The following is a 22,080-nucleotide window of genomic DNA, read 5'->3' as shown; positions in this document are numbered from 1 at the left end:
GGCTTGGTCGTCTTCACTCCGCCGCCCGTGGGTGCGAGACGGTCAAAAGCCTGCCCTGGATCAGCAGGGCCATCGTTCCTATTGTGATTGCGCCGACAACGACGTTTGCAAACAAGAACAGGTAAGGCGCCAGCTGGCCTCCGATGCCGTCTCCGCCGCGGGATGCCATTCTCATGGACGCAGATGCCAACGCAGTAGTGCCGAGCGTTGCCGCCCAATATGAAGGGGCGAACGGCTGCTTCATGATCCAAGGCACGACGCGAACGAGAAGCGCCACTTGCAGAAGGCAGTAGCCCAGCAGCCCGTTTGCGAAGAGGTCAGGCGGGCCGGACGTCATGCTCAAGTAGGCGGCACACGCGACCGCAGGTGGAGCCAGAACGATGCCGAGCGTCGGCCGAAGTGCTGGAGCCATTTCCGGCGCAGTCAGCAGACGCTGCAGCAGGACGGACTCGGTAGCTGCCCAGGTGAACATCCCAGCGCCGAAAATCAACTGCGCGAGTCCCGTGTATCCGAACGAACCAAGGACAAGTGCTGACACGAGAGATCCCGCCACGGTCGGAAGATAGAGGATAGCCGTCGTCGCCTCGTGGTCGCGGCCGCCGCGCCACATGATCCCGGTTCGCCATGTGGCGAAGAGAATCGAGAATGCCATACCGAGGAACAGGAGGACGAGAGCCACTGGATGCGAATACGGCAGGACAGCTCGGGCCACGAGCATCGTCGCAACGCCTGCAAGGCCGATGAAACAGCAGTGGATCGGGTGCTCGGCCTCTTCCAGGGCCTCCTCCCTAGCAAAGATCCATTTGGCAGCGTAGAAGACGCTGATCGTCACCCAGACGGCGATGGCGACCACGTTGATCGCCTCGCCGACTATCGCGGGAAAACCCCAGAGTTCGTGCGCCAGCCGCCAGTCTCCGCCAAGTCCGGCGAGGCCGAGCACTATGCCGTACATGCCCGCAGGCACTCTGGGGAAGCTTCGGTGATTGCGTGCACTCATTGGCGTCAGCCCTCCACGAACCTGAATGCAGTCCCCGCCCGCTCCACGTAGCCAACGCCCGGATAGGTCCAGTGGTAGCCGAGCATGCGAAGCTTTTCGTTTGCCGCCTTGTCGAGCAGCGAAGCCCTATTCTTTAGGGCGATGTCCGGCTCAGTATCGAAGCCGAAGTGCCATCTCGGGTTCTCGAAGGAAACGACGTTGTTCGGAATGACATCGCCAGAGATGAGGAGATTTCCATCGCCTGCGAGTTCCAGCGAAATGTGTCCGGGCGTATGTCCCCGAGTGCTCACCACGCTCATGCCCGGTACGACCTCGTCTCCCGGCTTGACCAGAGTAAGCGTGTCCTTAACGGCGACCAGATCCCGCTGCGCCCCTCGGGCGAACTCATGCAGGGGCTTTGGCATCGACGTCTCGTAGTCGGGATCGGTCCAAAACGACCATTCGGCCTCACTGACGTAGTAGTGGGCGTTGGGAAACATCAGCGAGCCATCGGATCTCGTCGTCCCGCCCGAATGATCGGGATGAGCGTGGGTAAAGATCACCTTGGTGACGGATTCGAAGTCAACGCCAATAAAAGCCAGGTTTTCCGCAAGGCGTCCATCGCTAGGCTGAAAGTTCGATCCCGCGCCCGTGTCCACGAGCATGATATCGACGCCGTGGCGGATCAGCGGGACGTTGGTCTGAAGGGGCGCGCTGTCCGCATCGCCTCCGAGCCGCCCGAGGATCGTTCCACGCTCGTCGGATGACGCTTCCGGCATCAGGATGTCCCACGGAAGCGTGATGTAGCCGTCGCTCAGCACGGTGATGTCGAACTGGCCATGACGGAGATTGTGAAAGCCCCGCGAGAAGACTTCCGACGGAAGGTGTGCATGGTCCGGATTCATTAAAGCCTCCTCAACGCCGTCGGACGACTGGCCGCGGCGATGATAGGGTGTTCCCGCACCGTCGCATTGGCGAGTATGTTCCTGTGAGTTGAGGGGCGTTTTCGCCAGACACTCTCTGTAATATTCAACCATGCATCGCGCATTGGGAAGGCAAGCCTGTGGGGCCGACCTTAGGTGACAACGCAGGAAAATCGCGCGTCAAACGCTCGTCAGACGCCAAATTTGGATGCGATCCCTCCCGTGCTTTCGCTCTGTCCAAATATTCCCTTAAAGGGGAGCGTTGTCGTATTTGTGAGTTCTTGTGAGAAATAGAGCGATAGACCGCCTTCAGGTTGCAGAAACCGTGGCGCGGCGGTACCAATTCGGCAAACTCCAAGGATCGGAGCCGTCCATGATTTTTGATCTGCAGTCCTTCGGCCCGCTCGAAGTCGAGGAGGCAGGAATTTTCACTTGGAACGTCAGCGCGGATGTGATGTTCGCCGACAGCGCGGTCGCACTTCTCTACGGCTTGCCTGCCGAAAGCGCGATCAGCGGGCAGAAGATGTGCGCCTATCTCGAGCGCATCCATCCCGACGACCTGGCCAATGTCGCGCTCGCAATACACACCGCCATCACCTCATGCGGCCGCTACCACGCCACCTACCGGGTCAGGGGAGCGCTCGACATCTACCGTCCTGTAGAGTCCTGGGGCCGCTGCTTCCGTGGCAGCGAACGAGAACAGGTCCAGTTCGCCGGAATTATACATCCCGCAGAACCGACACCGCCTGGTCAATAGACCCTACGGAGCCGTCCGGACGACAGCGCCTCCTTTCAAGGTGAAGGAGAAGACGCTTCCTGTCGGCTCGTTCGCCCTCACCCACAGCGTGCCGCCATGGGCCTCGACGATCGAGCGGCAGATCGACAGACCCATTCCGAGGCCCGCTGTCTTCGTCGTGAAGAAGGCGTCGAAAATCTCGTCTCGACGTGACGGGTCGACACCCGGACCGCTGTCCGTCACCGATACCATGATCTTGCCGTCCTCCAGCCGTTCGCTTCGAAGATGCAGGCTGCGCGGCCCATCCGTTGCCGATCCCATCGCCTCGGCTGCGTTAAGGATAAGGTTGAGAACGACCTGCTGCAGCTGGATGCGGTCTCCCACCACAGACACCACATCGGGATCGAGATCCGTCGCCAGGGATATGCCGTGCCGCTGCAATTCGCCACGCGTCAGCACGATCACGCCGTCGATCATGCCGTTGATGTCGACAGCCTCCATCGAGAGCGGCGCCTTTCGCGCGAGTGCCCTGATGCTGGCGATGACGTCTCCGGCGCGGTGGCTGTCACGAATGATGCGCTCGGCCGCCTGACGGGCCTCCTCGATTTCCAGCTGGCCTTCGCTCAGCCATTTCAGGCAGGTCGCCGCGTTCATCACGATGGCCATTAGCGGCTGGTTGACTTCATGCGCGATGGAAGCCGTCAACTCGCCGAGCGCGGTCAGCCTTGCGGCACGCGAGAGATGCTGCTGTGCTTCCTCCATCCGTTTCAGGTCGTCGATATCGATGTTGGTGCCGTACCATTTGATGATCGCTCCTTGCTGGTCACGCATTGGTGTCGCGCGTATCAGGAACGAACGGGCGACGCCATCCATGCGGATCATCCGCGCCTCAACCTCACCCGCCTCGCCCACACCGAGCACCTCGATCCATTTCGCAACGACCTTGTCGAGGTCGTCTGGATGAATGGCCCGCATCCATCCGTTACCGAGGGATTCTTCAAGCGTAAGCCCGGTGAAGTCGTGCCAACGTTTGTTGAAGCTCAAAAGCGTGCCGTCGATATCGCTGTTCCAGGCCAGCGCCGGGATCATGTCGTAGGCGAGCCGAAGCTCCTCGGCGGCTTGCCGGGCCTTCTCCTGGGTGTCCTTGGAGGCCTGGTAGAGGGCAGCGTTCTCCAGGGAGATCGCCGCCTGTGAGGCCAGCAACTGGAGGACCGCAACCTGAGCCTGCTTGAACAGGTTGGTGGACAAGCCGTTCTCGAGATAGAGGACGCCGACAAGTTGCTGCTGCTTGACGATCGGAAGACAGAGGATGGATGTCGATGGTACCTCACGCACGTAAGGGTCTTCGGCGAACGGATGCTCGTTGCCGACGCCATCCAGGATCACGACATCCTGCGTCCTGGTCACGTAGGCCAGAACCGTCTCCGGCAGCCTTCGCTCGAACGTGTTGAGCTTTACCGATATGCCGTCGTCATAGGTCACGGCCTCGGAGACGATCTGCATTTCGCCGTCCTTCGGCAGCAGCAGCAATCCCCTGACTGCGCCGGAATGCTCCACGACGGTCACCATCAGGCGTTCTATCAAGCGATCCAAAACGATCTCTCCGGACACCGCCTGAGACATCGCAACGACCGCCGCCATTTCCAGAGGGTGATCTTCGGACTTCGCTATCGCGTTGGACTCGCTCCCTATCCCTGGGTTCTCTTCGTCCAGCCTCCTGACGATCGCAGTCGCACCCCATGCCGAGAAGCACGCTCTGGCGTTCTTCAGGAAGCTTTCGGCGGTCGATTTCAACCCGAGCGAGCCTGAGAAGCGCCCTGCGAGTTCGCTTGCGATCCCCTCGTTCTGGACGAAGCCGTGCTGCCGGGCCGAAGCGATCGCCTTCTCATAAAGTTCGAGGGCGTCGATCGACCTGTTTTCCAGCCGTGCCATCTCCGCCGAAAGCAGGAAGGCCCGATTGCCGAAGTTCTCGGGACTGCTCTTGGCCCAGATGTCGACATGGAGCTGGTGAAGCCGCAATGCCTCGACGTGCGCGCCGCGACCCATGTCGTCGGATCGAGAAGCGGCCGCCGCGTGTGCGAGAGCGCTGTAGAAGTGGAACTCTGCGATTTCGACGAACGACTTCGCACTTCTGTTGGAAGCTGCCTCCCGCGATGCCGCCAGTGCGCCGATGTAGTCTCCCGCCAGATAGCGCGCCACGATCCTCTGGATCCAGTACCATGCTAGGACGAGCTTCAGGCGCTCCCCTGCTTCGACCAGATAGGTTTCAAATGCCTCGCGGACCGGGAGGGCGGGATCAGGCTCTTCAATGTCACGCAGTTCCCGGATATGGAGGAGCTGTCCTGCAGCCGCGTCGGCCGCCAGCGAAAATCCGGTTTTACTGGCAGCTTCCAAGAACTGTTGCGCGTCCCGTTGAGCCGCTTCCAGATCGACACCGCGGATAAGAAGATGCGCAACCAGCGCCTCCCCAGGCGCAACGCTGAAGACCAGGTCTGCCCCGGCAACCGCTGTCGCTATTGCCTGGCGGGAGTACTTCTCCGAGATCGATAGATGCTGGGTCCAGGGCACGCAAAAGCAGCCGTAGCAGGCGTAGACGCGGGCCTTGAAGCGATCCATTCCATGACGCTCGACAAGCTCCAGCCCCAGCCTGCCGAACTGTCCGCCGGACGCGTAGTCGCCCGATCGCAGACCAAGCGGAATGATGACCGAGACGTAGGCATAGCAGGAAGCGTCGCAGTTGCCGTGGCGGAGGCTGAGCGACACCATCTGCAGGTAGATCAGTTCCTCGAGATTTCCGTCCGTGACGATGGCGGGGAGGATCGTGTACGCGAGTACCTCCATCGCGGCGAGCCAGTCGCGGTCCTCCATCCGCGGAAGGTGAACGAGCTGATCGATGGATCGTCCCGCTAGCCGCTCGTACAGATCGTCGATGCCCGCGCGAACCTCGGCGTCGCTCGGATTAGCGGACCACTCGATCCCGAAGTCGCGCAGGTACTCGAGCGCCACCTCCACCGCCTTGTCCTGGTCTCCGAGCGTCAGATAGAGGGATGACCGTAGGCCGACCACGGCGCCGCGATCAACCGCGTCCTCCGCCTTTGCCGCGAGATGAACGAGATGGGCTTCCGCGACCTCGTTCTCGCCTGACAGATACTCGCACTCGGCACTCTCGAGTTCGAGTGGAAATCTAATTGAGTACCGCTCCCATCCAGCCTTCTCGATCAGGCTCAGGCCCGTCTTGAGATATTTGAGGGCGGAACGGTATGCGACAGATGCCTTGGCGCGCCTGCCAGCTTCGAGGAAAAGTTCGGCGATCCTCTCGAGTCTGTGGGGATCGACCGCCTGGTCGAGGCCGCGCCCGAGTTGGTCAGCCACCTCGAAGATATGCTTCTTCAGCGCGCCCGGCGGCAGCTTTTCCATCAGCGCGGAGCCGATCCGAAAATGAATCTCCGGCCTCTCAGCCTCCGACACCATGCGGTATGCGGCTTCCTGGACCCTGTCGTGCACAAGCACGAAGTCGTCGTCGGAGCGCAGCAGCAGTCCCCCTTCGACGGCCTCCCACAGAATGCCGACGACCTCCTGCCTCGGCTTGGCTGTGATCAGCGAAAGGATAGTCGCAGAAGTGCCGTTCCCGAGACATGCCATCAGCTTGACCATCTCGAGCGCGCGGAGCGGAAGCCTGCCCAGCTTGGAGACCACGAGATCTGCGACGTTGTCGGTGATCTTCGTCGCGCGGATCCTGTTCTCGTCCCATCTCCATTTCGTGGTCTCGTGGTCGTAGGAGAGCGCTCCTTCGAGATCGAGGGCTTCTATGAAATGAAGAACAAAGAACGGGTTTCCGCCCGTCTTCTGTTGCACGAGCTTCGCCAGCCGCGCGACCGACGGGACATCGTTCCCAAGCATGTCGGCCAGAAGGTGTCTGACTTCGCCCTCGTCCAGCGGGCCAAGACGCAGTTCGTCATAACGGCAGCTTCCGGCCCTGAAGGCATCGCGCGCATCGTTCAGCGGATGCCCGCGAGGCACCTCGTCGTCGCGGTAGGCGCAAATGAGCATGAGATTTGCGACGTCCTCGTCCACGGTGATCCTTGCGAGCAGCTCAAGCGTGGGGATGTCCAGCCATTGCAGGTCGTCTATGAACAGGACGAGCGGATTGTCCGGCCGCGCAAACACCTGAATAAAACGGCTGAAGACGAGATTGAAGCGGGACTTCGCTTCGTGGGGCGCCATGTCGGGAGCCGGAGGCTGCTCGCCGATCACCAGCGCAAGTTCCGGAATGAGGTTGATCATCAATTGCGCGTTCGGACCGAGGGCCTCGCTCAGCGCCAACCGCCAGCGCCCCAGCTCCGCCTCGCCCGCGCCGAGGATCTGACGTACAAGTCCGCGGAAGGCCTGCGCTATCGTGGCGTAGGGGATGTCGCGCGTGTACTGGTCGAACTTCCCCGCTGCAAACAAGCATCCGCTGAACGGGATCGACTTGCGCAGTTCTCGAATAAGCGACGACTTCCCGACGCCTGCGGGACCGGAGACGAGAGCTACAGCCTTTCCGCCCGGCGATCTGGCGACCTCGAACGACTCGCAAAGAGTGCGTATTTCCACAGAGCGGCCATAGAGCTTGTCCGGAACCTGGAGATGCCGCAGGGCGTCTGCTGTTGCCACGTCGAACTCCTCGACGCGTCCCGTCGAAGCAAAACTGCCGAGACACCGCCTGAGATCGCTTTCGAGGCCCGCAGCCGTCTGATAGCGGTCGCCGGGGTTCTTGCTGAGGAGCTTAAGTACGATCGACTGGACGACGGGCGGAATGGCATCGTGCCGCTCCCTCGGAGGTATTGGTCGGCGGGCGACGTGGGAATGGATCCATTCCATTGCGTCCACCGCCATGAACGGAAGTTCGCCCGTGAGCATCTGATAGAAGACGATGCCAAGAGAATAGAGATCGCTCCGCTCGTCGACGGGCTCCTTCATTCGCCCCGTCTGTTCGGGGGACACATATGGAAGCGAGTCCGCCATGCCACGCGCTGTGGCGGGCAGCTCGGGCACACTCGTCTGGGAGCCCGCCTTTCCAAAGCCGAGTAGCCGAACCGCTCCCAAATCATCTGCAAGAAAGCGGTCTGGGCGAAGATCCTTGTGGATCAGGCCCCGTTCGTGAACCTGTCTCACCGCTGCTGCTGCGTTCGTGGCCACGGCAAGAAATCGGCCCAGCTCGAATGGACGGCCTAATTCAGCAGTCAGCGGCAGCCCGCCCTGGTCCTGCAGCACCAGGAACTCCCGGCCATCGTAACGTTCCAGTGACAGAGGAGTTGCCGCCCACTTTTCATCGAGGCGGTCGGCGAGAGACAGCACGTATTCGAAGCGTGGATGGCATTCGCTGACGGTGTCCGGAGAAGCGGCCGTGACCAGTAGGAGCGGAGCGCCGCCGTCGCTGGCCGTGCCTCGATAGAGAGCGCTGACAGCGTCCTCGCGAAGCAAATGCATCTGGTAACGGGACAGGTCCATCACGAAGCTCCGTATGCCAACGGCTGAGGCCGCTCGTGATCCTAAACTAATTTTACAGGGGCGCCATCGTGGGCGGTTCGAAGGTCGTGGAGAAGGCCGGCCTGACATCCGGCCTCCCAACTTGCTTCCGGCTACGCCTTGATGAAGGCAAGGATGTCGGGGTTCAGGACGTCCGGGTTCGTCGAAAGCATCCCGTGCGGATAGCCCTCGTACGTCTTCAGCGTCGCGTTCTTCAGAAGCTTGGCCGACAGCGGCCCGGCGTCGGCGTAGGGTACGACCTGGTCATCGGTGCCGTGCATAACGAGAACGGGAATCTCGATCTTCTTCAGGTCTTCGGTGAAGTCAGTCTCCGACCAGGCCTTGATACACTCGTAGTGCGCGTTTGCGGCGCCCATCATGCCCTGGTGCCACCAGTTGTTGATCAAACCTTGCGAGACTTTCGCATTGGGCCTGTTGAAGCCGTAGAACGGCCCGGTCGGCACGTCGATGTAGAACTGCGCCCTGTTGTCGGCGAGCGCCTTCCGGAGGCCGTCGAAGACTTCGATCGGCAGACCGCCGGGGTTCTTCTCCGATTTCACCATGACCGGAGGCACGGCAGCGACGATCACCGCCTTCTTGACGCGGCCGGGCTTGGCGCGGGCGACATAGTGGACAACCTCCCCGCCCCCGGTCGAATGACCGACGTGGACCGCGTTCTTGAGATCGAGCGCCTCGACCACCTCGGCGACGTCCGCTGCGTACGTATCCATCTCGTGCCCCGTGCGGCTGTGGGAAGAGCGGCCATGCCCGCGTCGGTCGTGTGCGATGACCCGGTAGCCCTGGGCGATGAAAAACAACATTTGATTGTCCCAGTCGTCGCTGCTGAGTGGCCAGCCATGGTGAAACATGATGACCTGCGCATCCTTCGGACCCCAGTCCTTGTAGAAGATCTCGGTTCCGTCCTTCACTTTCACAGTACCCATGAACTTGTGCTCCGTTGCGGGTGATGGTTTCTGTTTCGTGGCGGCTTCGGCAGCCGTCGCGGGCAGTGCAAGAGCGAGCGCGACTGCCGATCCGGCGATCACCGCTTCCCGTCTGGTGATTGAAACATCCGGCTTGAATGTCATGCGCTGAACCTCCGAATTGCGGGTGTCTATTTCCTCAAGCGGGCGCAGCTACGCCGACTGCGGTCTTGGCGAAAGGCACGAAGCCAGGGAGAGACTCGACCCGGCACAGCCATGACTGGACATTGGGATAGATGGTCAGATCGATCCCTCCCTCGGGCGCCCGCGCCACGTAGCCGTACACGGCCAGATCAGCGAGCGTCGGCGAGGACGCCGCGAGCCAATTCCTTGTCTCAAGCTCGTCGTCCAAAACCTTCAGGAGCGCATAGGATCTCGACAGCACTTCGTCCGGGACAGGTTTCGGACCGGATATCCGTATTCTTCGTGCCGTAGCGACGCCGTATGCCACCTCGCCTGCTGCGACCGAGAGCCAGCGCTGAACGGCCGCCGCACCCATCGGATCCTCGGGCAGCCAGTCGTGCCGTCCGAGCTTCTTGGCCAGATAGATCAGGATTGCATTCGAGTCCGCGATAACGGCGTCGCCATCCTTGAGAACTGGCACTTGACCGAACCTGTTCATCTTCAGGAATTCGTTCGTCTTCTGCTCACCCCGGCGGATGTCCACCTCGACGAGTTCGAACGGCTCGTTCACGAGCGTAAGGAAGAGCCTGACCCGATGCGAGTGGCCGGATAGCGGATGGTAGTAGAGCTGCATTCCGGTCTCCAATATCGTTAGGCGCCGTTGTCGCCTCTTGATCTGGAGTATTCCGCTTTGGTGGGCCGCGGTCTTTCCTATTCGTCAGATGATTAGCGACAGCTCGAAATGCAGCCCGCCTCGGCTATCGTCCGTTGGGCGCTGTCGAAACGAGCCGCGTCCTGGCCTTTCACGCCGAGGGCTTCGAACATCTCCGCAAGGGGATGATAGGCAATCGCGGCCCTGTCTCCGGGAAGCTCCCTGATGAGCAGGCGCAGTGGTAGGTCGAGAGCCGTCAAGGGCGCGTCCGTCATCAAAGGGGTCCCGACTTTCGGGTTGCCGTAGATGAGAACGCGTGTCTCCGGCATCGACAGCCCGTTTTCGCGAGCGGCTTGCGCGTGATCGATTTCAGCGAAAATGGTCAACCCTGCTTTGCCGATGGCGATCTTTATCGCCTCCAACGCTTCATCGAAGTTATGCGTCGAACGATGTTCAATCGGCTTCATGAACAACCTCCTCTAGTCGGCATCGATCTCGTCGCCCTTGGATAGTCTGCCTTCCTGGGCCTTGTAGAAATACTGGGAGGCTACCAGCCAGCCTTTGAGCGGCCGAAGTGGTGGAATACAGGTCGCGAGCAGGAACGGTCCGGTGACGAAGATCTGCGTCCAGATCGACGCATTGTGCGCGACCTCGAGCCATACCGAGAGCAGCACCGTCGGAATGCAGGCAAAACAGATGACAAAGAAGGCCGGACCATCGGCGGGATCGGCGAAGGAGTAGTCGAGCCCACAGACCTCGCAGTTTGGACGAAGCGTCAGAAAGCCCTTGAACAGATGGCCTTTGCCGCATCGTGGACAAAGGCCACGAATGCCCGTCTGTATGGGCGGGAGCGGGGGATAGTTGTCGTTCGTGTTCGTATCGACCTGAGTGCGCTTGGACATCTGCCCTCCTAAATCAGGTTTCCTGCGGCGCTAGAAACCGTAATGGCTCAATCCCCAATGCCCGTCCGGGCGGCGGCCGAGCGGCCACTTGAAGGCGCGGTCCGTTTCCTTAATCGGATGCTCGTTGATGCTCGCATGACGGTACTTCATTAAACCGTCGGCGTCGAATTCCCAATTCTCGTTGCCATAGGCTCTGAACCAGGTGCCACTGTCGTCGTGGTGTTCGTAGGCAAAGCGGACCGCGACGCGATTTCCTGAGAAGGCCCAGAGTTCCTTGATCAGTCGATAATCAAGCTCCTTGGCCCACTTCCGAGCAAGGAATGCTTCTATCGCCGGACGACCGACCACGAACTCTGCGCGGTTCCGCCAGCGACTGTCGACCGTGTAGGCGAGCGCGACTTTCGCAGGATCCCGAGTGTTCCAGGCGTCCTCGGCAAGCCGGACCTTCTCGGTCGCGGACTGAAGGGTGAAGGGTGGCAGTGGTGGGCGGGTCATTTGTCGTCCCTATCCATGATTGGTGGCAGCCGCTTTCAATGCTGCGACTTGCGCTTCCAGTTCCCTGATGCGCGTATCCCTTGTCTCGATTGCCTTAAGCACCTCGTCTGCCTCAAACCGCAGCGGGATATGCTGCGGGCAATTCGCATCCCAGGCCGTCACCTTGAAGAGAATCACCTGTTCCGGCCTCGCTGCGTATCCTTCGGGCATCAACTTCTTGACCGTTTCCTCGTCGCCTTCGACGACCTTGGCAGTACCCCAGATCTTCACCCGGGATCGACTGCCGTAGTCGATGAGAAAAAGATGTGCCTTGTCGTTCTCGACCAGGTTTCCCTGCGAGATGAACTGCCGATTTCCAACGAAGTCGACGAAGCCGATCGTCGTTTCGTCAATCACCCGAAGAAACCCCGGAGGGCCGCCACGATGCTGGATGTATGGCTGACCCTCGGAATTTACCGTGGCGAGAAACACGCTGATCTGCTTCTCGATGTAGTCTTTTAGGTCGGGTGTGATCGTGGTCGCCCACCCACCACGCTCTTCCATCCGCAAATACGAACGTCGAGACCCCTTGCGTTCCTGGATCGCCTTCACGCTTGTCGTGAAGGCTACGTCGCTCGAGACCTGATGCGCGATGTCCATAGTCACCCTCCTCCGGCAGCCCTCGGGCCAGAATGCCTTCAGACGCCTTCGTAGACAACACGCGTGAAGAGCGCCGGAGGTATCACCCACTGGCCGAACTTGGCGTCCCATTGCTTGGTCGGGTTGGCAGCGATGGTTTCCTCGACGGAGCGGCCAGCCTTTTTCATTTTGGCCACCTCCTCTCTGGCACCGACGAGCATGTCGAGCCAGACCTTGATGTCTTCGCGGTTCGCGATGTCGCCGTGACCAGGGATAACGACGGTCTCCTTGTCGACCATCTTTATGTTCGCTTCTGCCGCGGCGATCTGGCCGTCGATACTGCCGCCCGTCGAAGAGTCGATGAACGGGTATAGCCCGGTCCAAAGCGTGTCACCGACATGGATCACGTTGTCCTCCTCGAAGAACACCGAAATGTCGCTGTCGGTGTGAGCAGGGCCGTAGTATCTGAGTTTGATCGTCTTGTTGTCGAGCTTCAGCGTTTCCTCGTTGCCCTTCATCAGGCGGGTCGGCAGCGCGCCCTTCGGGGACGGTGGGAAGTCGAAGTTCCAGTCATCGACGCGGGTGGCGGCTTCGAGATGCTTCAGGGTGTTCGGATGCGCCATAATGGCGGCACCTTCGGAGTTCAGCCATTCATTGCCGTCGGTATGGTCGAAGTGCCAGTGGGTGTCGATGAGATGAGTGATCGGCTCCGGACCGATATCCGCCAGAGCCTTTTCCAGACGCGGACGCGTGGCGGTTATTCCGGCGTCGACCAGCAGCTTGCCGTCCTTGCCAGTGACGGCGGCGACGTTGCCGCCCGAACCGACGAGTACGTTCACGCCGCCGCGAAGTTTTGTGGTCGCGATGTCGGCTTTGGCGGCGGCCTCACGGATGATCAGGACCTGGCTCTTGGCGGCCGCGAAGGCCTCGCGGGGCGTCAGCCACGCGCCCGTGGCGGCAATCGTCGCGCCGCCAAGGCAGCAAAGGCAGAAACCGCGTCTTGATAAGGCATAGTCGTGTTTGGTCATTACCCGCTCCATTGGTTGACAGCGTGCCTGAAGAAGTGCCACCACGCTGGGAGGAAGCGTGGTGGCGGCCTCGATCCAAATTCGGCCGAGCTTCGATCGAGGAAAGCCGATCTGCACAATGCGGTGCTATTCTAGCTCGGTGCCAGATCCGCTTGAACCATTATGCTCAAGTCGATTGAGCAATACTCTTCCCCGGCAACGATCACGAGGTAGTTGTCGTGAAGCCGGGTGAGATCCCGTGAGATGTCCAGATCCGCTCGGAAAACCTAGACTAAGGTCGAGTCCGCATCGACCTTGGCCGTGTTCTAGCGACAAGAGTCGGATTGTTCACCATTGCCTGCGGGGCTAGGTTGCTCTCGCGATCACACATTGATGTCGATGCCTCCGCGGGCCGGGGAAGAGAACGAAGCCAACTTCGCGATCCCACACATGCGGCGACATCCGCAGCCGACTGGGGAGTCAGCCATGCAAGTTCCGTTCGCAAATTCGACAAACCGTCCGACGTCTCGGGACGCACAGCCACCGCACCATGGGCCGCGCGAAACAGGCGACGACGCCATAAGCTTCGGCCGCTTCTGCGCCGTCCCCCACTCGAGACAGCTCCTCATGGACGGTCGACCCCGAGAGATTGGTGGACGTGCGTTCGATCTACTCATGGTTCTCCTGCGGCACAACGGTGGCATCGTGAGCAAGGAAGAGATCTTCGACGAGGTCTGGCCGTCGATGGTCGTCGAGGAGTGCAACCTCCGCTTCCAGATCGGCTCGCTTCGTAGGGCGCTGGGCGACCACGGGGATATGATCAAGACTATCGTTCGCCGCGGATACATGCTCGTTCGGGATGATACAGTGCCTGAAGGCGGCGTCGCCCCTTCCCTTGGCATCGCACCGCAGCCGACAATCGACATCGTAGAGAAGGTCGACAAGGACAAGCCCTACATCGTCCTGATAGACGACGACGATGGCGTGCGGCGCGCCATCACCGGGCTCCTCAGATCGGTCGGCCACTGCGTGGGATCGTTCCCCTCGGTCAAGGCGTATGAAGAGAGCGATAGCGTGCATCGCGCGGACTGCCTAATACTCGACGTGGGGCTCCCGGGGCAAAACGGTCTGGATTTCCAGGCCGAACTCATGAAGTCTGGCCTTCGTCAGCGGATCGTCTTCATCAGCGGCAACGCGGACATTCCGATGTCGGTTCGCGCAATGAAGGCTGGCGCAGTCGAATTCCTGACGAAGCCCGTTCGGCATCAGGATCTGCTGTCTGCGGTGGATCTGGCAATCAGCGCCTGATCGAGTTCGTCAACCCCTTCGATGGAGCTACCCATGACGGACCGGCGCACCGAACCCCAGAGCGACGGGTTCATCGGCGGTAACGAGGGCGAATGGGCCGTCGTTTCGCAACGTTCCCTCTTGGGGCCGCCAATTGCGGCGGTATCGCGAGTGGCCATGTTATCGGGAAATAGCCAGGCGGACGCAGCTGACGCAGCCTGGATCCTGCGTGGGGTCGCGACCAACGATCGACACACAACTCGCGACGAAAAGCGTTCACTGGTCGAAAAGCAGGCGCCGATGGGCCGCCCGGAAGCGACTAGAGCGGCACTTATCCTCCTGCGAAAAGGCCAGAATGGTGGGCGCTAACTCAGGACGAACGCCGCACCATTCTCGAAGAGCAATCGCATCAGCGATAGGACTGCGCTATCTGCCCGCTATTGCCCGGCGGCTACTCCATTGCCGGGATCCGGAAACTGGCGCGCCCTTCGATTTCCTGGGCTTCCTCGACTTCGCCCCCGCCGACGAGCCTGCATTCGAAGACATGCTTGGCCAGCTCAGATCGACCAAGGAATGGAGCTTTATGGAGCGCGAGATCGACATCCACTTGGTCAAGGACACCCGGTGAGGTCCAACCTCAAATTCGCCTTCTCGTAGGTGTTGACGGCGCCGCAGCGCGTTGGCTACGCTGATCAGGCTTTCGTAAAAAGCCACGATACCGAGGGCACTGCAGGGGGATGACCTGCGATTCCCTTTTTTTTGCAGATTTGTGTAGCAGATACCACCAATATCCGATTGCGGCCCCAACGCGAGCGATTGGCTATCTTGACGCGAACGACTGCTTCGCGCCTCGACAGCGGTCATCGAGCCACCGGTCGCTGTTGCTGCAAAGCGGACATGACGCAGTGATAAATCGGGTCGCAGTTGCGCCATCAAAGGACATCAGATAGCAACTTCCGCATCAACCGAATTGGGCCACCAGGTTTGCGTCGTTCGCTCAGCCAGGGAAGGCAGATTTCAGTCCGCAGAGATTGCCCCGTCACGACGGCTATGAGATAGCCGCCAGCGGACGGTATCGTCTGCACCGGGCCCCTCCTTCAACCTGACGTCTCGTACGTCTACCGGCTCGCCCGTTTCCTGATCGACGAAGCTCGATCGCACAGTGGCTCCCGTGCTGCGGTTGACGAATATCAGCGGCGGCTCGGCGGCTCCCGAGACACCCCATCGATCGCCGAGCTCGGCGAGCACAGGCATCAATGCAGCAACGTTCTGCCCCTTCCAGGTCAACGCATATTCGTGTCGGTCAGGGCCCGTCTGGTAGAGCCGCCGCTCGATGAGGCCGGCTCCCTCAAGGTGCTTCAGCCGATCGCTGAGAGTTGCGTTTGTCACGCCGGAGGATCGACGGAAATCATCGTAGCGGCTGATGCCGGCGAGAAGGTCGCGCAAAATGAGAAGCGCCCAGCGATCACCGATTACCGAGAGCGCGCCGGCGATCGGACACACCATTCCTTCGAAACTTTTCAAACGCATGAGCCTCATCCATATTGACTCTTATAATAAGAGTTAGGAGCAACCTTCATAAGCTACTAAAGCTGTAATGTCACGACCTGCCGATCACCGACATCGAGCCCTTCCGGCAGCGACGCCGGTGGCGCCGAGGTATGTGGTTCCGGGCCAACCGGCGCATTTCTCCGCCCGGCAGACCCTTGCGAATGATCTTACCAACGGAGGAATGGACGTTGTCATCCCAGAATGTTTCCAGAATTTTCGTCATCGGGGCGACGGGGGCGCAAGGCCTACCCGTCGTCCGCGGCCTCGTCGGAGACGGCAAATACTCCGTCCTCGCCCTCAGTCGAGATGGGAACTCGGCTCGAGCCAAGTCGCTCGTTGACATCGGCGATGTATCGATCCTCGAAGGTTCGTTCGCAGACGAAGCCATTCTGCGGCAGGGTTTCCGCGAGTGCGACGGGGCTTTCGTCAACATCGACGGCTTCAACACGGGAGAGAAGACGGAAACGTACTGGGCAATCCGCTGTTACGAGATCGCTATCGAGGAAGGGATCAAGTTCTTCGTCTATGGCAACCTGGACTACACGCTGAAGAAGGCGGGATATGACTCTAGATTTCGCACCGGTCACTATGACGGCAAGGGCCGCATCGGCGAATGGATCCTGTCCCAGAACAAGGCAAACGGGAACCGGATGGGTGCAGCGCTCTTCACCTCAGGCCCGTACATGGAGATGGCGTTCTCGTCGAGGACACCCATGACGCCGGCAGTCGAGGACGGCATAGTGACCTGGAGAGTGCCCCTCGGAGAGGGCGCTGTCGTGCATGTCGCTCTCGAAGATTGCGGATACTACGTTCGCTGGTTGTTCGACAACCCGGAACGCGCAAACGGCATGGATCTCGAGGTGGCGATCGAGCACATCAAGTATGCTGATCTTGCCGCTGCGTTTGAGAGGGTGACGGGACATCCCGCTCGATATATCGATACGGATCTCGAGGCCTATTTCAACGGCCCGCTGAAGGCTGCCGCAGAGCTGCCTGCCGGATACAACGCAGACCCAAACGACAAGAGCACGATGACCTTCCGGGACAATTTCACCGGGTTCTGGAACCAGTGGAAGCATAACATCATCAAGCGCGACTATGCCTTGCTGGACGAGATCCATCCAAACAGGATCAGGACTGTTGAGCAGTGGCTCCGAAGGGAAGAGCAGTTGGAGAGGGAAGCCGGCCGAGGCGGGCTTTGGGAGAGGCTCCAGCCCGCGAACCTGCAGAAGCACTCGATCCTCAAAGTTGGTGAAGACCAGAGGCGCGGCACATTGTAACAGCACGTCAGTAAAGGTCGCTCCGATCGAACTGTTACGGCGGCGTTGCTACAAAGCCGCCGTACATGTGATGACCGCAATGGGGCAATCCCAGACCTTGGGGCAAGAACTCTAATGTCCTTTTTTCGTGTTGGGTGTCTTCGCAGCGGACGGTCAGCAAACGCCCCCGAAGCTGCCAACGCTGCGGCTATTTTGGTTGGTAGCATCTGCTACATAATTTCGCTTTTTTGCGCCGAGATCCTCCCGCTACCCAACATCGTCTCACGCCCCTTCCCGACATCTCACACTATCTCCGCGCCGCAACATGTAGCGTCACCTCAATGAAACTAGTGCCCTAGGGTCGTTCGGATCCCGGCGCTCATAGAGGTGACGTCCATGAAGAAGTTCCTTTCAGACTCTGCAATGTTGGCAGCACTCCTGCTAGGCGGATCAGCGCTCGCCGCCTCCAAACCGACAGTGGTCCTTGTGCACGGCGCCTTTGCCGAGTCCGCGAGCTGGGACGGCGTGGCTGCAAAACTACTTAAGGAGGGCTATCCGGTCGTGGCTGTCGCCAATCCTCTGCGTGGCCTGAAATACGACTCCGATTACGTCAACCAGGTGCTGAAGTCGATCAAAGGCCCAATCGTCCTCGTCGGTCACTCCTATGGTGGGTCGGTCATCAGCGACGTCTCGATCAAGGATACTGGGGTCAAGTCACTCGTCTTCGTGTCCGGCCTTGCTCCGGAGAACGGCGAAAGCGTCAGCGAGCTGGGCAAGAAGTTCTCCGGCAGCACGCTGGGCGGCACGCTTGCACCGCCTGTCCTTCAGCCGGATGGCAAGCACGACCTCTACATCGAGCAGAGCAAGTTCTGGAAACAGTTCGCGGCTGACGTGCCGAAGGACAAGGCAGCGCTGATGGGAGCCGAGCAGCGCCCGATCGCGGCAGAAGCCTTCGAAGAGCCATCGACCGAACCCGCGTGGAAGTCTCTGCCCTCGCACTTCATCTACGGCTCCGAGGACAAAAACCTTCCTCCCGCACTGCATGCCTACATGGCCAAGCGCGCTAACGCGAAGGAAGCGGTGGAGGTCAAGGGGTCGTCCCACGTCGTGATGATCTCGCACCCCGACAAGGTCGTAGCGATGATCGAGCGCGCCGCCGAGGATTAGGCCTGGCGTCCCCGCAACACCGTTAACAACAGGAGCATGACATGCACCCCGATATCGCCATCAAGGTGAGCCTGGGCATGACAGGCGACGTCTTCGAAACCTTCGATGACTGCCTGCATGTGGAGCACTATCAAGTTGCTGACCCCAACATCTTCGTTGCGAAGCTCACCCGCGAGAATGGAAGCCGCGCGATCACCACTTCGCTCAGCGCCGGAGCTGGCACCTTCATCCTTGCAGACCGCGATTCCGAGCTTCGCCTCGAGCAGAAAGGATGCGTCCTCTATCAGGGCGTCTTGGTGGAAGACAGCATCGCATTCATCGAAGGCTCTGATCCGATTTCCGTGGAGCTGCAGTCGGATGCCTGCCTGTACGTCCTGACGTTCCTGCGCGAACGGCACTCCTGGCCTTGCCAGGTCATCGGCGGCCGCTTTAACATTCGTGACGAGCGTCTCTCAGAACTGATCGATGACGTGTCGGAAAGCTCGGCCGCGCGAAGAAGCGACCTTGCGCGCGAATTCTCGGCACGGGCATTCGAGCGCTATCAGTCCCTGCCCCGCGTGCATCCCCTGTCCACCTGGCGGCTGAACCGAGTGCGGCGCCATGCAGAAGCGAGGCTCGACCAGCGCCTGACCCTCGAAGAGCTGGCGGACGTCGCGGGCTTCTCGCGCGCGCACTTCGCCGCCACCTTCAAGGCGGCCACCTCGATGAGCGCACATGAGTTCCTTCTGCGTCTTCGCATTCAGGAAGCCGCCAAGCTGCTGCTGGGAACTGATCTCCCACTTGTGGACATCGCCCTTCAATGCGGGTTCCAGAACCAGCCTCATTTTACGACGGTCTTCAAGAAGATGACCTCCGTCACCCCACGCAGATGGCGCAACGCTCGCCGCAGCCTTCCCACGTCGTCCGTCCGGGGGCTTCGTCGACGCAATGCCACGACCATCGATCTCCCGGTCATCGACCCGGATCGTCCATCCCACGAGCTGCACTAGCGGCACCCAACCCTTTCTTGAGGAGTCCTGAGATGACACGCGTAACACTGCATCCTTCGATCGAAGCGGCGCCCGAGGCTGCTCGCCCGAGACTTGAGGCGATCAAGAAGCAAATGGGTGGCGTCCCGAACGTCTTCCGCATGATGTCCAACAGTCCAGCGGTACTAGAGCCTATGCGGGGCTCAACGGCGCGCTCGGCAAGGGCAAGCTGGACAAGAAGATCCGCGAGAGAACCGCGCTTGCTATCGCCCAGAAGAACGGGTGCGGCTATTGCCTCGCCGCTCACACCTACACCGGAACCCACGTGACCAAGCTCAGTATCGACGAGATCGCGGCAGCTCGGCGCGGCGGATCCTCGGATGCGCGAGCCGATGCTGCCGTGAAGTTCGCGGTCAAGGTCGCCGAGGAGCGTGGATCCGTGAGCGAGGACGAGCTGCATGCAATGAGAGCCGCTGGGTTCGATGACGAGGAGCTTCTCGAAATCGTTGCCCACGTCGCCGCAAACACCTTCACCAACTACATGAACGAGGTCTTCAAGACCGAGGTCGATTTCCCCAAGGTCGAGCACCACGCGGCCTGACAGAACCAGTCGGCAGGCGTCCGCCTCCCTGCCGACCGAGTGCAGTCGACGTCAATGGAGACCCGGTCGTCTCTCCTTCGGCACCTCCACGCGTCGGCTGCACCTATTGCGAACACTGTGACACTCGTTGCGGGAGCGGCCGCCGGGCTGCGCCGCCGATGAAGGACTGACAGGCGTCTTCACCACCTTCTCGGAATCGTGCCCCGAATACTATTTGGAGATCGACCTCGACAAGGCGCGCTACCTCGACGTCCCGACCTCGAACGTCTTCAGCGCCCTCTCCGTCAATTTGGGAAAGTCTTATGTGGACGACTTCAACGCCTTCGGACGGGTTTATCAAGTCCGGGCTCAGGCAGATCGCCAATTCCCCTCGCGATCATTCTGATCGTCCCTCTCGCCGTCCTGGCGGCCCTGATTGGTGTATTCCTTCGTGACATGGACAACAACGTCCTGACCCAGATCGGCCTCATCGTCCTTGCGGCAAAGAACGCAATCCTGATCGTCGAGTTCGCCCGCCAGGCCGAAGAAGACGGGAAGTCCATCGTCGACGCGGCGTTCGAGGCCAGCCATCTCCGGCTGCGTCCGATCCTCATGACGGCCTTCGCGTTCATCTTCGGCGTCCTGCCGCTGGGGACTGCAGTGTTCTCCGGGATGCTAGGCGTGACCTTCTTTGGCCTGTTCCTGACCCTATGTCGTGCTCAGGTCGCTCCGGAGGCGTCCGTTGGTGCGCCCATCGCCAGAGCTTGAAATCGTGAAACAAAGTGAGGGCTGACGCGCAGCCTTCACTTCTCCAGCGGATTGCCGAACAGGTCGGCCGGGACAGCCGCCGTGTCCGCATCCGAACTCTGTCGCTCTGATATGCGTCCGCCGAAGGTACGGACGCTTCCAGGCCTGCCCGTCCACAGGACGATCGGAATTTTTTCACCCGCTTTAATGTCGCGATGTGCCACGAAGTAGCCGCGGTGATCCGGTGCGTTCTCGTGTCCAGCCTTCTCGTTGTCGAAGATGCAGATCTCGCCGGGCTTTGGTTCGTAGGCCAATTTGTTTCCTTAGGCTGCCTCAATGAGGGATACGAGACTGGTGCTCTGAAGACACCTCAGGTTCGTCGGATTCGTCCGAGACGCCCTCGAAGCGTTCGGAAAGGCTCACGACGTAACTGATGCCCTGCTCTAGCAGAATCTCCGCGGCCCGAAGCATATCCGTCGAAACTTCGATGCCGCACCCTCGGATCGAGCATGCGAGATAGGTCGCATTTCGGGCGGATTTCAGGTCACCTCGCTCGCCGGCATCCTCGGCGACGCTTTCCAGGGCGTTCACCACGAGCGTCAGCATGTCTGCTCTCTCACTGGGCGACATCTCGATCAATGTTCTTCCTGTCATGATAGCCATCCATTCGTGCGAGCAGGCGCGCATGGACGCTGCTGGCGATCTTATTGGTTCTTTGGGAACAGTCTTGGACGTGTTCGTCCGTCGTCGTGACAGTTGGCGATTGAGGAAGAGACCCGCAAGGCCGCGATCCATGCCAAGATGACAACGGAGACCTGCGTGACTTGATCGTCTCGGGGGGATGATAGTCGTCTGCGAAGCCGCGCGGCGGGGGAGCCTGACGCCTCAGCGCAGCCTCGATGTCCAGGGCGAGCTTGGCTCGCCACATGTAGAGTTCATCTGCGGTCGGCTCGGGCGACAGAAGCACGCCGTCGGCAACTGAAGGGCCTCGACGGCGATGGGCTTGCGCACAACTGAACGTCCTGCTGCGACATGGCGATCTCTCGACGGTTCGACGTGCGGAAAGAGGCCCCCGCCGGGGAAAGAGCGGGGGTCTCTCATGAGGTGATCGCGGCCTAAGCGAGGGGACGGCCTTGCGGTAGGGGAGCTGAACCGCTGCGATCGCCTTGGGAGCTATGAAGTTCTTCAGTCTGCGTTCGGGACGACGAACTCGATCGTCTCCGAGGTAATGACCCGATGCGTCGGATCCGCAAGCTCGATGAGGATCCTATGTCGGCCGGGCTTCTGCCCGACCACGATGAGCGTCTGGCCGTTCGCGTCGACGAAGTGCCATGGCAGGTCGTCGACCGTGATGTGCAGATGGCTTCCTTGGCGAGACGTCGAGGGCAGCCACTCCAAATACCGGGACGATGGGAATGCTTTCCGTCCGGTACTGGATGAACACGCGCCCGTGTGACAGCGGCTCTGGCAGGGGGTCGTCGACGACAAGCCGCGGTTCGGCTTCATTCTCAATCGCGACCAACCGCGACGGGCCCTTGACCTCTCGGGCACTCAAAAGCTTCAGACTGGCGTCGGCCATGGTGGTCTCCGAAATCTCC

Annotated in this window: 21 protein-coding genes and 3 pseudogenes; 10 read left to right on the top strand and 14 right to left on the bottom strand. The window is 60.5% G+C overall.

Annotation, left to right across the window (positions count from 1 at the left end; genetic code table 11):
• Positions 1 to 13 precede the first annotated feature (13 nt).
• Together tehA and FHX16_RS25885 are read right to left on the bottom strand one after the other, a co-directional pair.
• Positions 14 to 997 carry a dicarboxylate transporter/tellurite-resistance protein TehA gene (tehA, locus tag FHX16_RS25890; RefSeq protein WP_183758918.1) on the bottom strand — a complete coding sequence of 328 codons (984 nt, stop codon included), beginning with the start codon at positions 995 to 997 and terminating at the stop codon, positions 14 to 16.
• 5 nt (positions 998 to 1,002) lie between these two features.
• Positions 1,003 to 1,881: an MBL fold metallo-hydrolase gene (locus tag FHX16_RS25885; protein ID WP_259131128.1), complete on the bottom strand. Its 879-nt coding sequence runs from the start codon at positions 1,879 to 1,881 to the stop codon at positions 1,003 to 1,005.
• Between the two features lie 391 nt (positions 1,882 to 2,272).
• On the opposite strand from FHX16_RS25885, the gene FHX16_RS25880 reads away from it, so the two are divergent.
• Complete coding sequence (locus FHX16_RS25880; RefSeq protein WP_183758915.1) at positions 2,273 to 2,656, top strand: PAS domain-containing protein; 384 nt, start codon at positions 2,273 to 2,275, stop codon at positions 2,654 to 2,656.
• A gap of 3 nt (positions 2,657 to 2,659) precedes the next feature.
• Here the strand turns inward: FHX16_RS25880 and FHX16_RS25875 are convergent, their stop codons facing one another.
• The 8 genes from FHX16_RS25875 to FHX16_RS25840 form a co-directional block, all read right to left on the bottom strand.
• Positions 2,660 to 8,125, bottom strand: a complete 5,466-nt coding sequence (locus FHX16_RS25875) for an AAA family ATPase (protein ID WP_259131126.1) — start codon at positions 8,123 to 8,125, stop codon at positions 2,660 to 2,662.
• Positions 8,126 to 8,256: 131 nt separating this feature from the next.
• Positions 8,257 to 9,087 (bottom strand): alpha/beta fold hydrolase, encoded by an 831-nt coding sequence (locus FHX16_RS25870; RefSeq protein ID WP_183758951.1) that lies wholly within the window; start codon positions 9,085 to 9,087, stop codon positions 8,257 to 8,259.
• Between the two features lie 178 nt (positions 9,088 to 9,265).
• On the bottom strand, positions 9,266 to 9,883 hold the full coding sequence (locus FHX16_RS25865; protein WP_259131124.1) for a glutathione S-transferase family protein: 618 nt from the start codon (positions 9,881 to 9,883) through the stop codon (positions 9,266 to 9,268).
• Between the two features lie 92 nt (positions 9,884 to 9,975).
• Complete coding sequence (locus tag FHX16_RS25860) at positions 9,976 to 10,368, bottom strand: DUF302 domain-containing protein (RefSeq protein WP_183758909.1); 393 nt, start codon at positions 10,366 to 10,368, stop codon at positions 9,976 to 9,978.
• A 12-nt stretch (positions 10,369 to 10,380) separates the two neighbouring features.
• Positions 10,381 to 10,803, bottom strand: a complete 423-nt coding sequence (locus FHX16_RS25855) for a DUF983 domain-containing protein (protein ID WP_183758907.1) — start codon at positions 10,801 to 10,803, stop codon at positions 10,381 to 10,383.
• A 30-nt stretch (positions 10,804 to 10,833) separates the two neighbouring features.
• A complete protein-coding gene (locus FHX16_RS25850; protein WP_183758905.1) occupies positions 10,834 to 11,298 on the bottom strand; it encodes a nuclear transport factor 2 family protein in 465 nt (154 codons plus the stop codon).
• Positions 11,299 to 11,307: 9 nt separating this feature from the next.
• Entirely contained in the window at positions 11,308 to 11,937 is a 630-nt protein-coding gene (locus tag FHX16_RS25845; RefSeq protein ID WP_183758903.1) for a pyridoxamine 5'-phosphate oxidase family protein, read from the bottom strand.
• A 38-nt stretch (positions 11,938 to 11,975) separates the two neighbouring features.
• Positions 11,976 to 12,944, bottom strand: a complete 969-nt coding sequence (locus FHX16_RS25840) for an MBL fold metallo-hydrolase (protein WP_259131120.1) — start codon at positions 12,942 to 12,944, stop codon at positions 11,976 to 11,978.
• 606 nt (positions 12,945 to 13,550) lie between these two features.
• Between FHX16_RS25840 and FHX16_RS25835 the strand changes: the two genes are divergently transcribed.
• Genes FHX16_RS25835 through FHX16_RS25825 form a run of 3 tightly spaced genes read left to right on the top strand, consistent with a single transcriptional unit; the run spans position 13,551 to position 14,838 of the window.
• Positions 13,551 to 14,231: a response regulator gene (locus tag FHX16_RS25835; protein WP_259131119.1), complete on the top strand. Its 681-nt coding sequence runs from the start codon at positions 13,551 to 13,553 to the stop codon at positions 14,229 to 14,231.
• 33 nt (positions 14,232 to 14,264) lie between these two features.
• Positions 14,265 to 14,579 (top strand): hypothetical protein, encoded by a 315-nt coding sequence (locus tag FHX16_RS25830; RefSeq protein WP_259131117.1) that lies wholly within the window; start codon positions 14,265 to 14,267, stop codon positions 14,577 to 14,579.
• Positions 14,566 to 14,838: a hypothetical protein gene (locus FHX16_RS25825; RefSeq protein WP_259131115.1), complete on the top strand. Its 273-nt coding sequence runs from the start codon at positions 14,566 to 14,568 to the stop codon at positions 14,836 to 14,838. Before FHX16_RS25830 ends, FHX16_RS25825 begins: the two co-directional genes overlap by 14 nt.
• Positions 14,839 to 15,227: 389 nt before the next feature.
• On the opposite strand, the gene FHX16_RS25820 is transcribed toward FHX16_RS25825, so the two are convergent.
• Positions 15,228 to 15,740, bottom strand: coding sequence for a helix-turn-helix domain-containing protein (locus FHX16_RS25820; protein WP_259131113.1), 513 nt, complete (start codon positions 15,738 to 15,740; stop codon positions 15,228 to 15,230).
• A gap of 209 nt (positions 15,741 to 15,949) precedes the next feature.
• On the opposite strand from FHX16_RS25820, the gene FHX16_RS25815 reads away from it, so the two are divergent.
• The 6 genes and pseudogenes from FHX16_RS25815 to FHX16_RS25795 form a co-directional block, all read left to right on the top strand.
• Positions 15,950 to 17,041, top strand: a complete 1,092-nt coding sequence (locus FHX16_RS25815) for an NmrA family NAD(P)-binding protein (protein ID WP_259131111.1) — start codon at positions 15,950 to 15,952, stop codon at positions 17,039 to 17,041.
• Positions 17,042 to 17,416: 375 nt separating this feature from the next.
• Positions 17,417 to 18,187: an alpha/beta fold hydrolase gene (locus FHX16_RS25810; protein WP_259131109.1), complete on the top strand. Its 771-nt coding sequence runs from the start codon at positions 17,417 to 17,419 to the stop codon at positions 18,185 to 18,187.
• 41 nt (positions 18,188 to 18,228) lie between these two features.
• Positions 18,229 to 19,176 carry a helix-turn-helix domain-containing protein gene (locus FHX16_RS25805; RefSeq protein ID WP_259131107.1) on the top strand — a complete coding sequence of 316 codons (948 nt, stop codon included), beginning with the start codon at positions 18,229 to 18,231 and terminating at the stop codon, positions 19,174 to 19,176.
• A 32-nt stretch (positions 19,177 to 19,208) separates the two neighbouring features.
• A pseudogene (locus FHX16_RS25800) lies at positions 19,209 to 19,756 on the top strand (carboxymuconolactone decarboxylase family protein).
• 127 nt (positions 19,757 to 19,883) lie between these two features.
• Positions 19,884 to 20,141: an efflux RND transporter permease subunit gene (locus FHX16_RS31670; RefSeq protein ID WP_405049321.1), complete on the top strand. Its 258-nt coding sequence runs from the start codon at positions 19,884 to 19,886 to the stop codon at positions 20,139 to 20,141.
• Positions 20,120 to 20,528, top strand: a pseudogene (locus FHX16_RS25795) (efflux RND transporter permease subunit); the annotation flags it as partial. The gene FHX16_RS31670 and the pseudogene FHX16_RS25795, both read left to right, overlap by 22 nt.
• A gap of 10 nt (positions 20,529 to 20,538) precedes the next feature.
• Here the strand turns inward: FHX16_RS25795 and FHX16_RS25790 are convergent.
• From FHX16_RS25790 to FHX16_RS25780, 3 genes and pseudogenes are all read right to left on the bottom strand, one after another.
• Positions 20,539 to 20,796, bottom strand: a complete 258-nt coding sequence (locus FHX16_RS25790; protein ID WP_183758888.1) for a hypothetical protein — start codon at positions 20,794 to 20,796, stop codon at positions 20,539 to 20,541.
• A gap of 19 nt (positions 20,797 to 20,815) precedes the next feature.
• Positions 20,816 to 21,136: a hypothetical protein gene (locus FHX16_RS25785; protein WP_259131105.1), complete on the bottom strand. Its 321-nt coding sequence runs from the start codon at positions 21,134 to 21,136 to the stop codon at positions 20,816 to 20,818.
• A 531-nt stretch (positions 21,137 to 21,667) separates the two neighbouring features.
• Positions 21,668 to 22,061 (bottom strand): annotated as a pseudogene (locus FHX16_RS25780) (DUF6130 family protein).
• Between the last annotated feature and the right edge of the window lie 19 nt (positions 22,062 to 22,080).

The sequence above is a fragment of the Rhizobium sp. BK661 genome (assembly GCF_024808825.1).
Taxonomy (GTDB): Bacteria; Pseudomonadota; Alphaproteobacteria; order Rhizobiales; family Rhizobiaceae; genus Rhizobium.
This window is presented reverse-complemented; position numbering and strand designations above follow the sequence as displayed.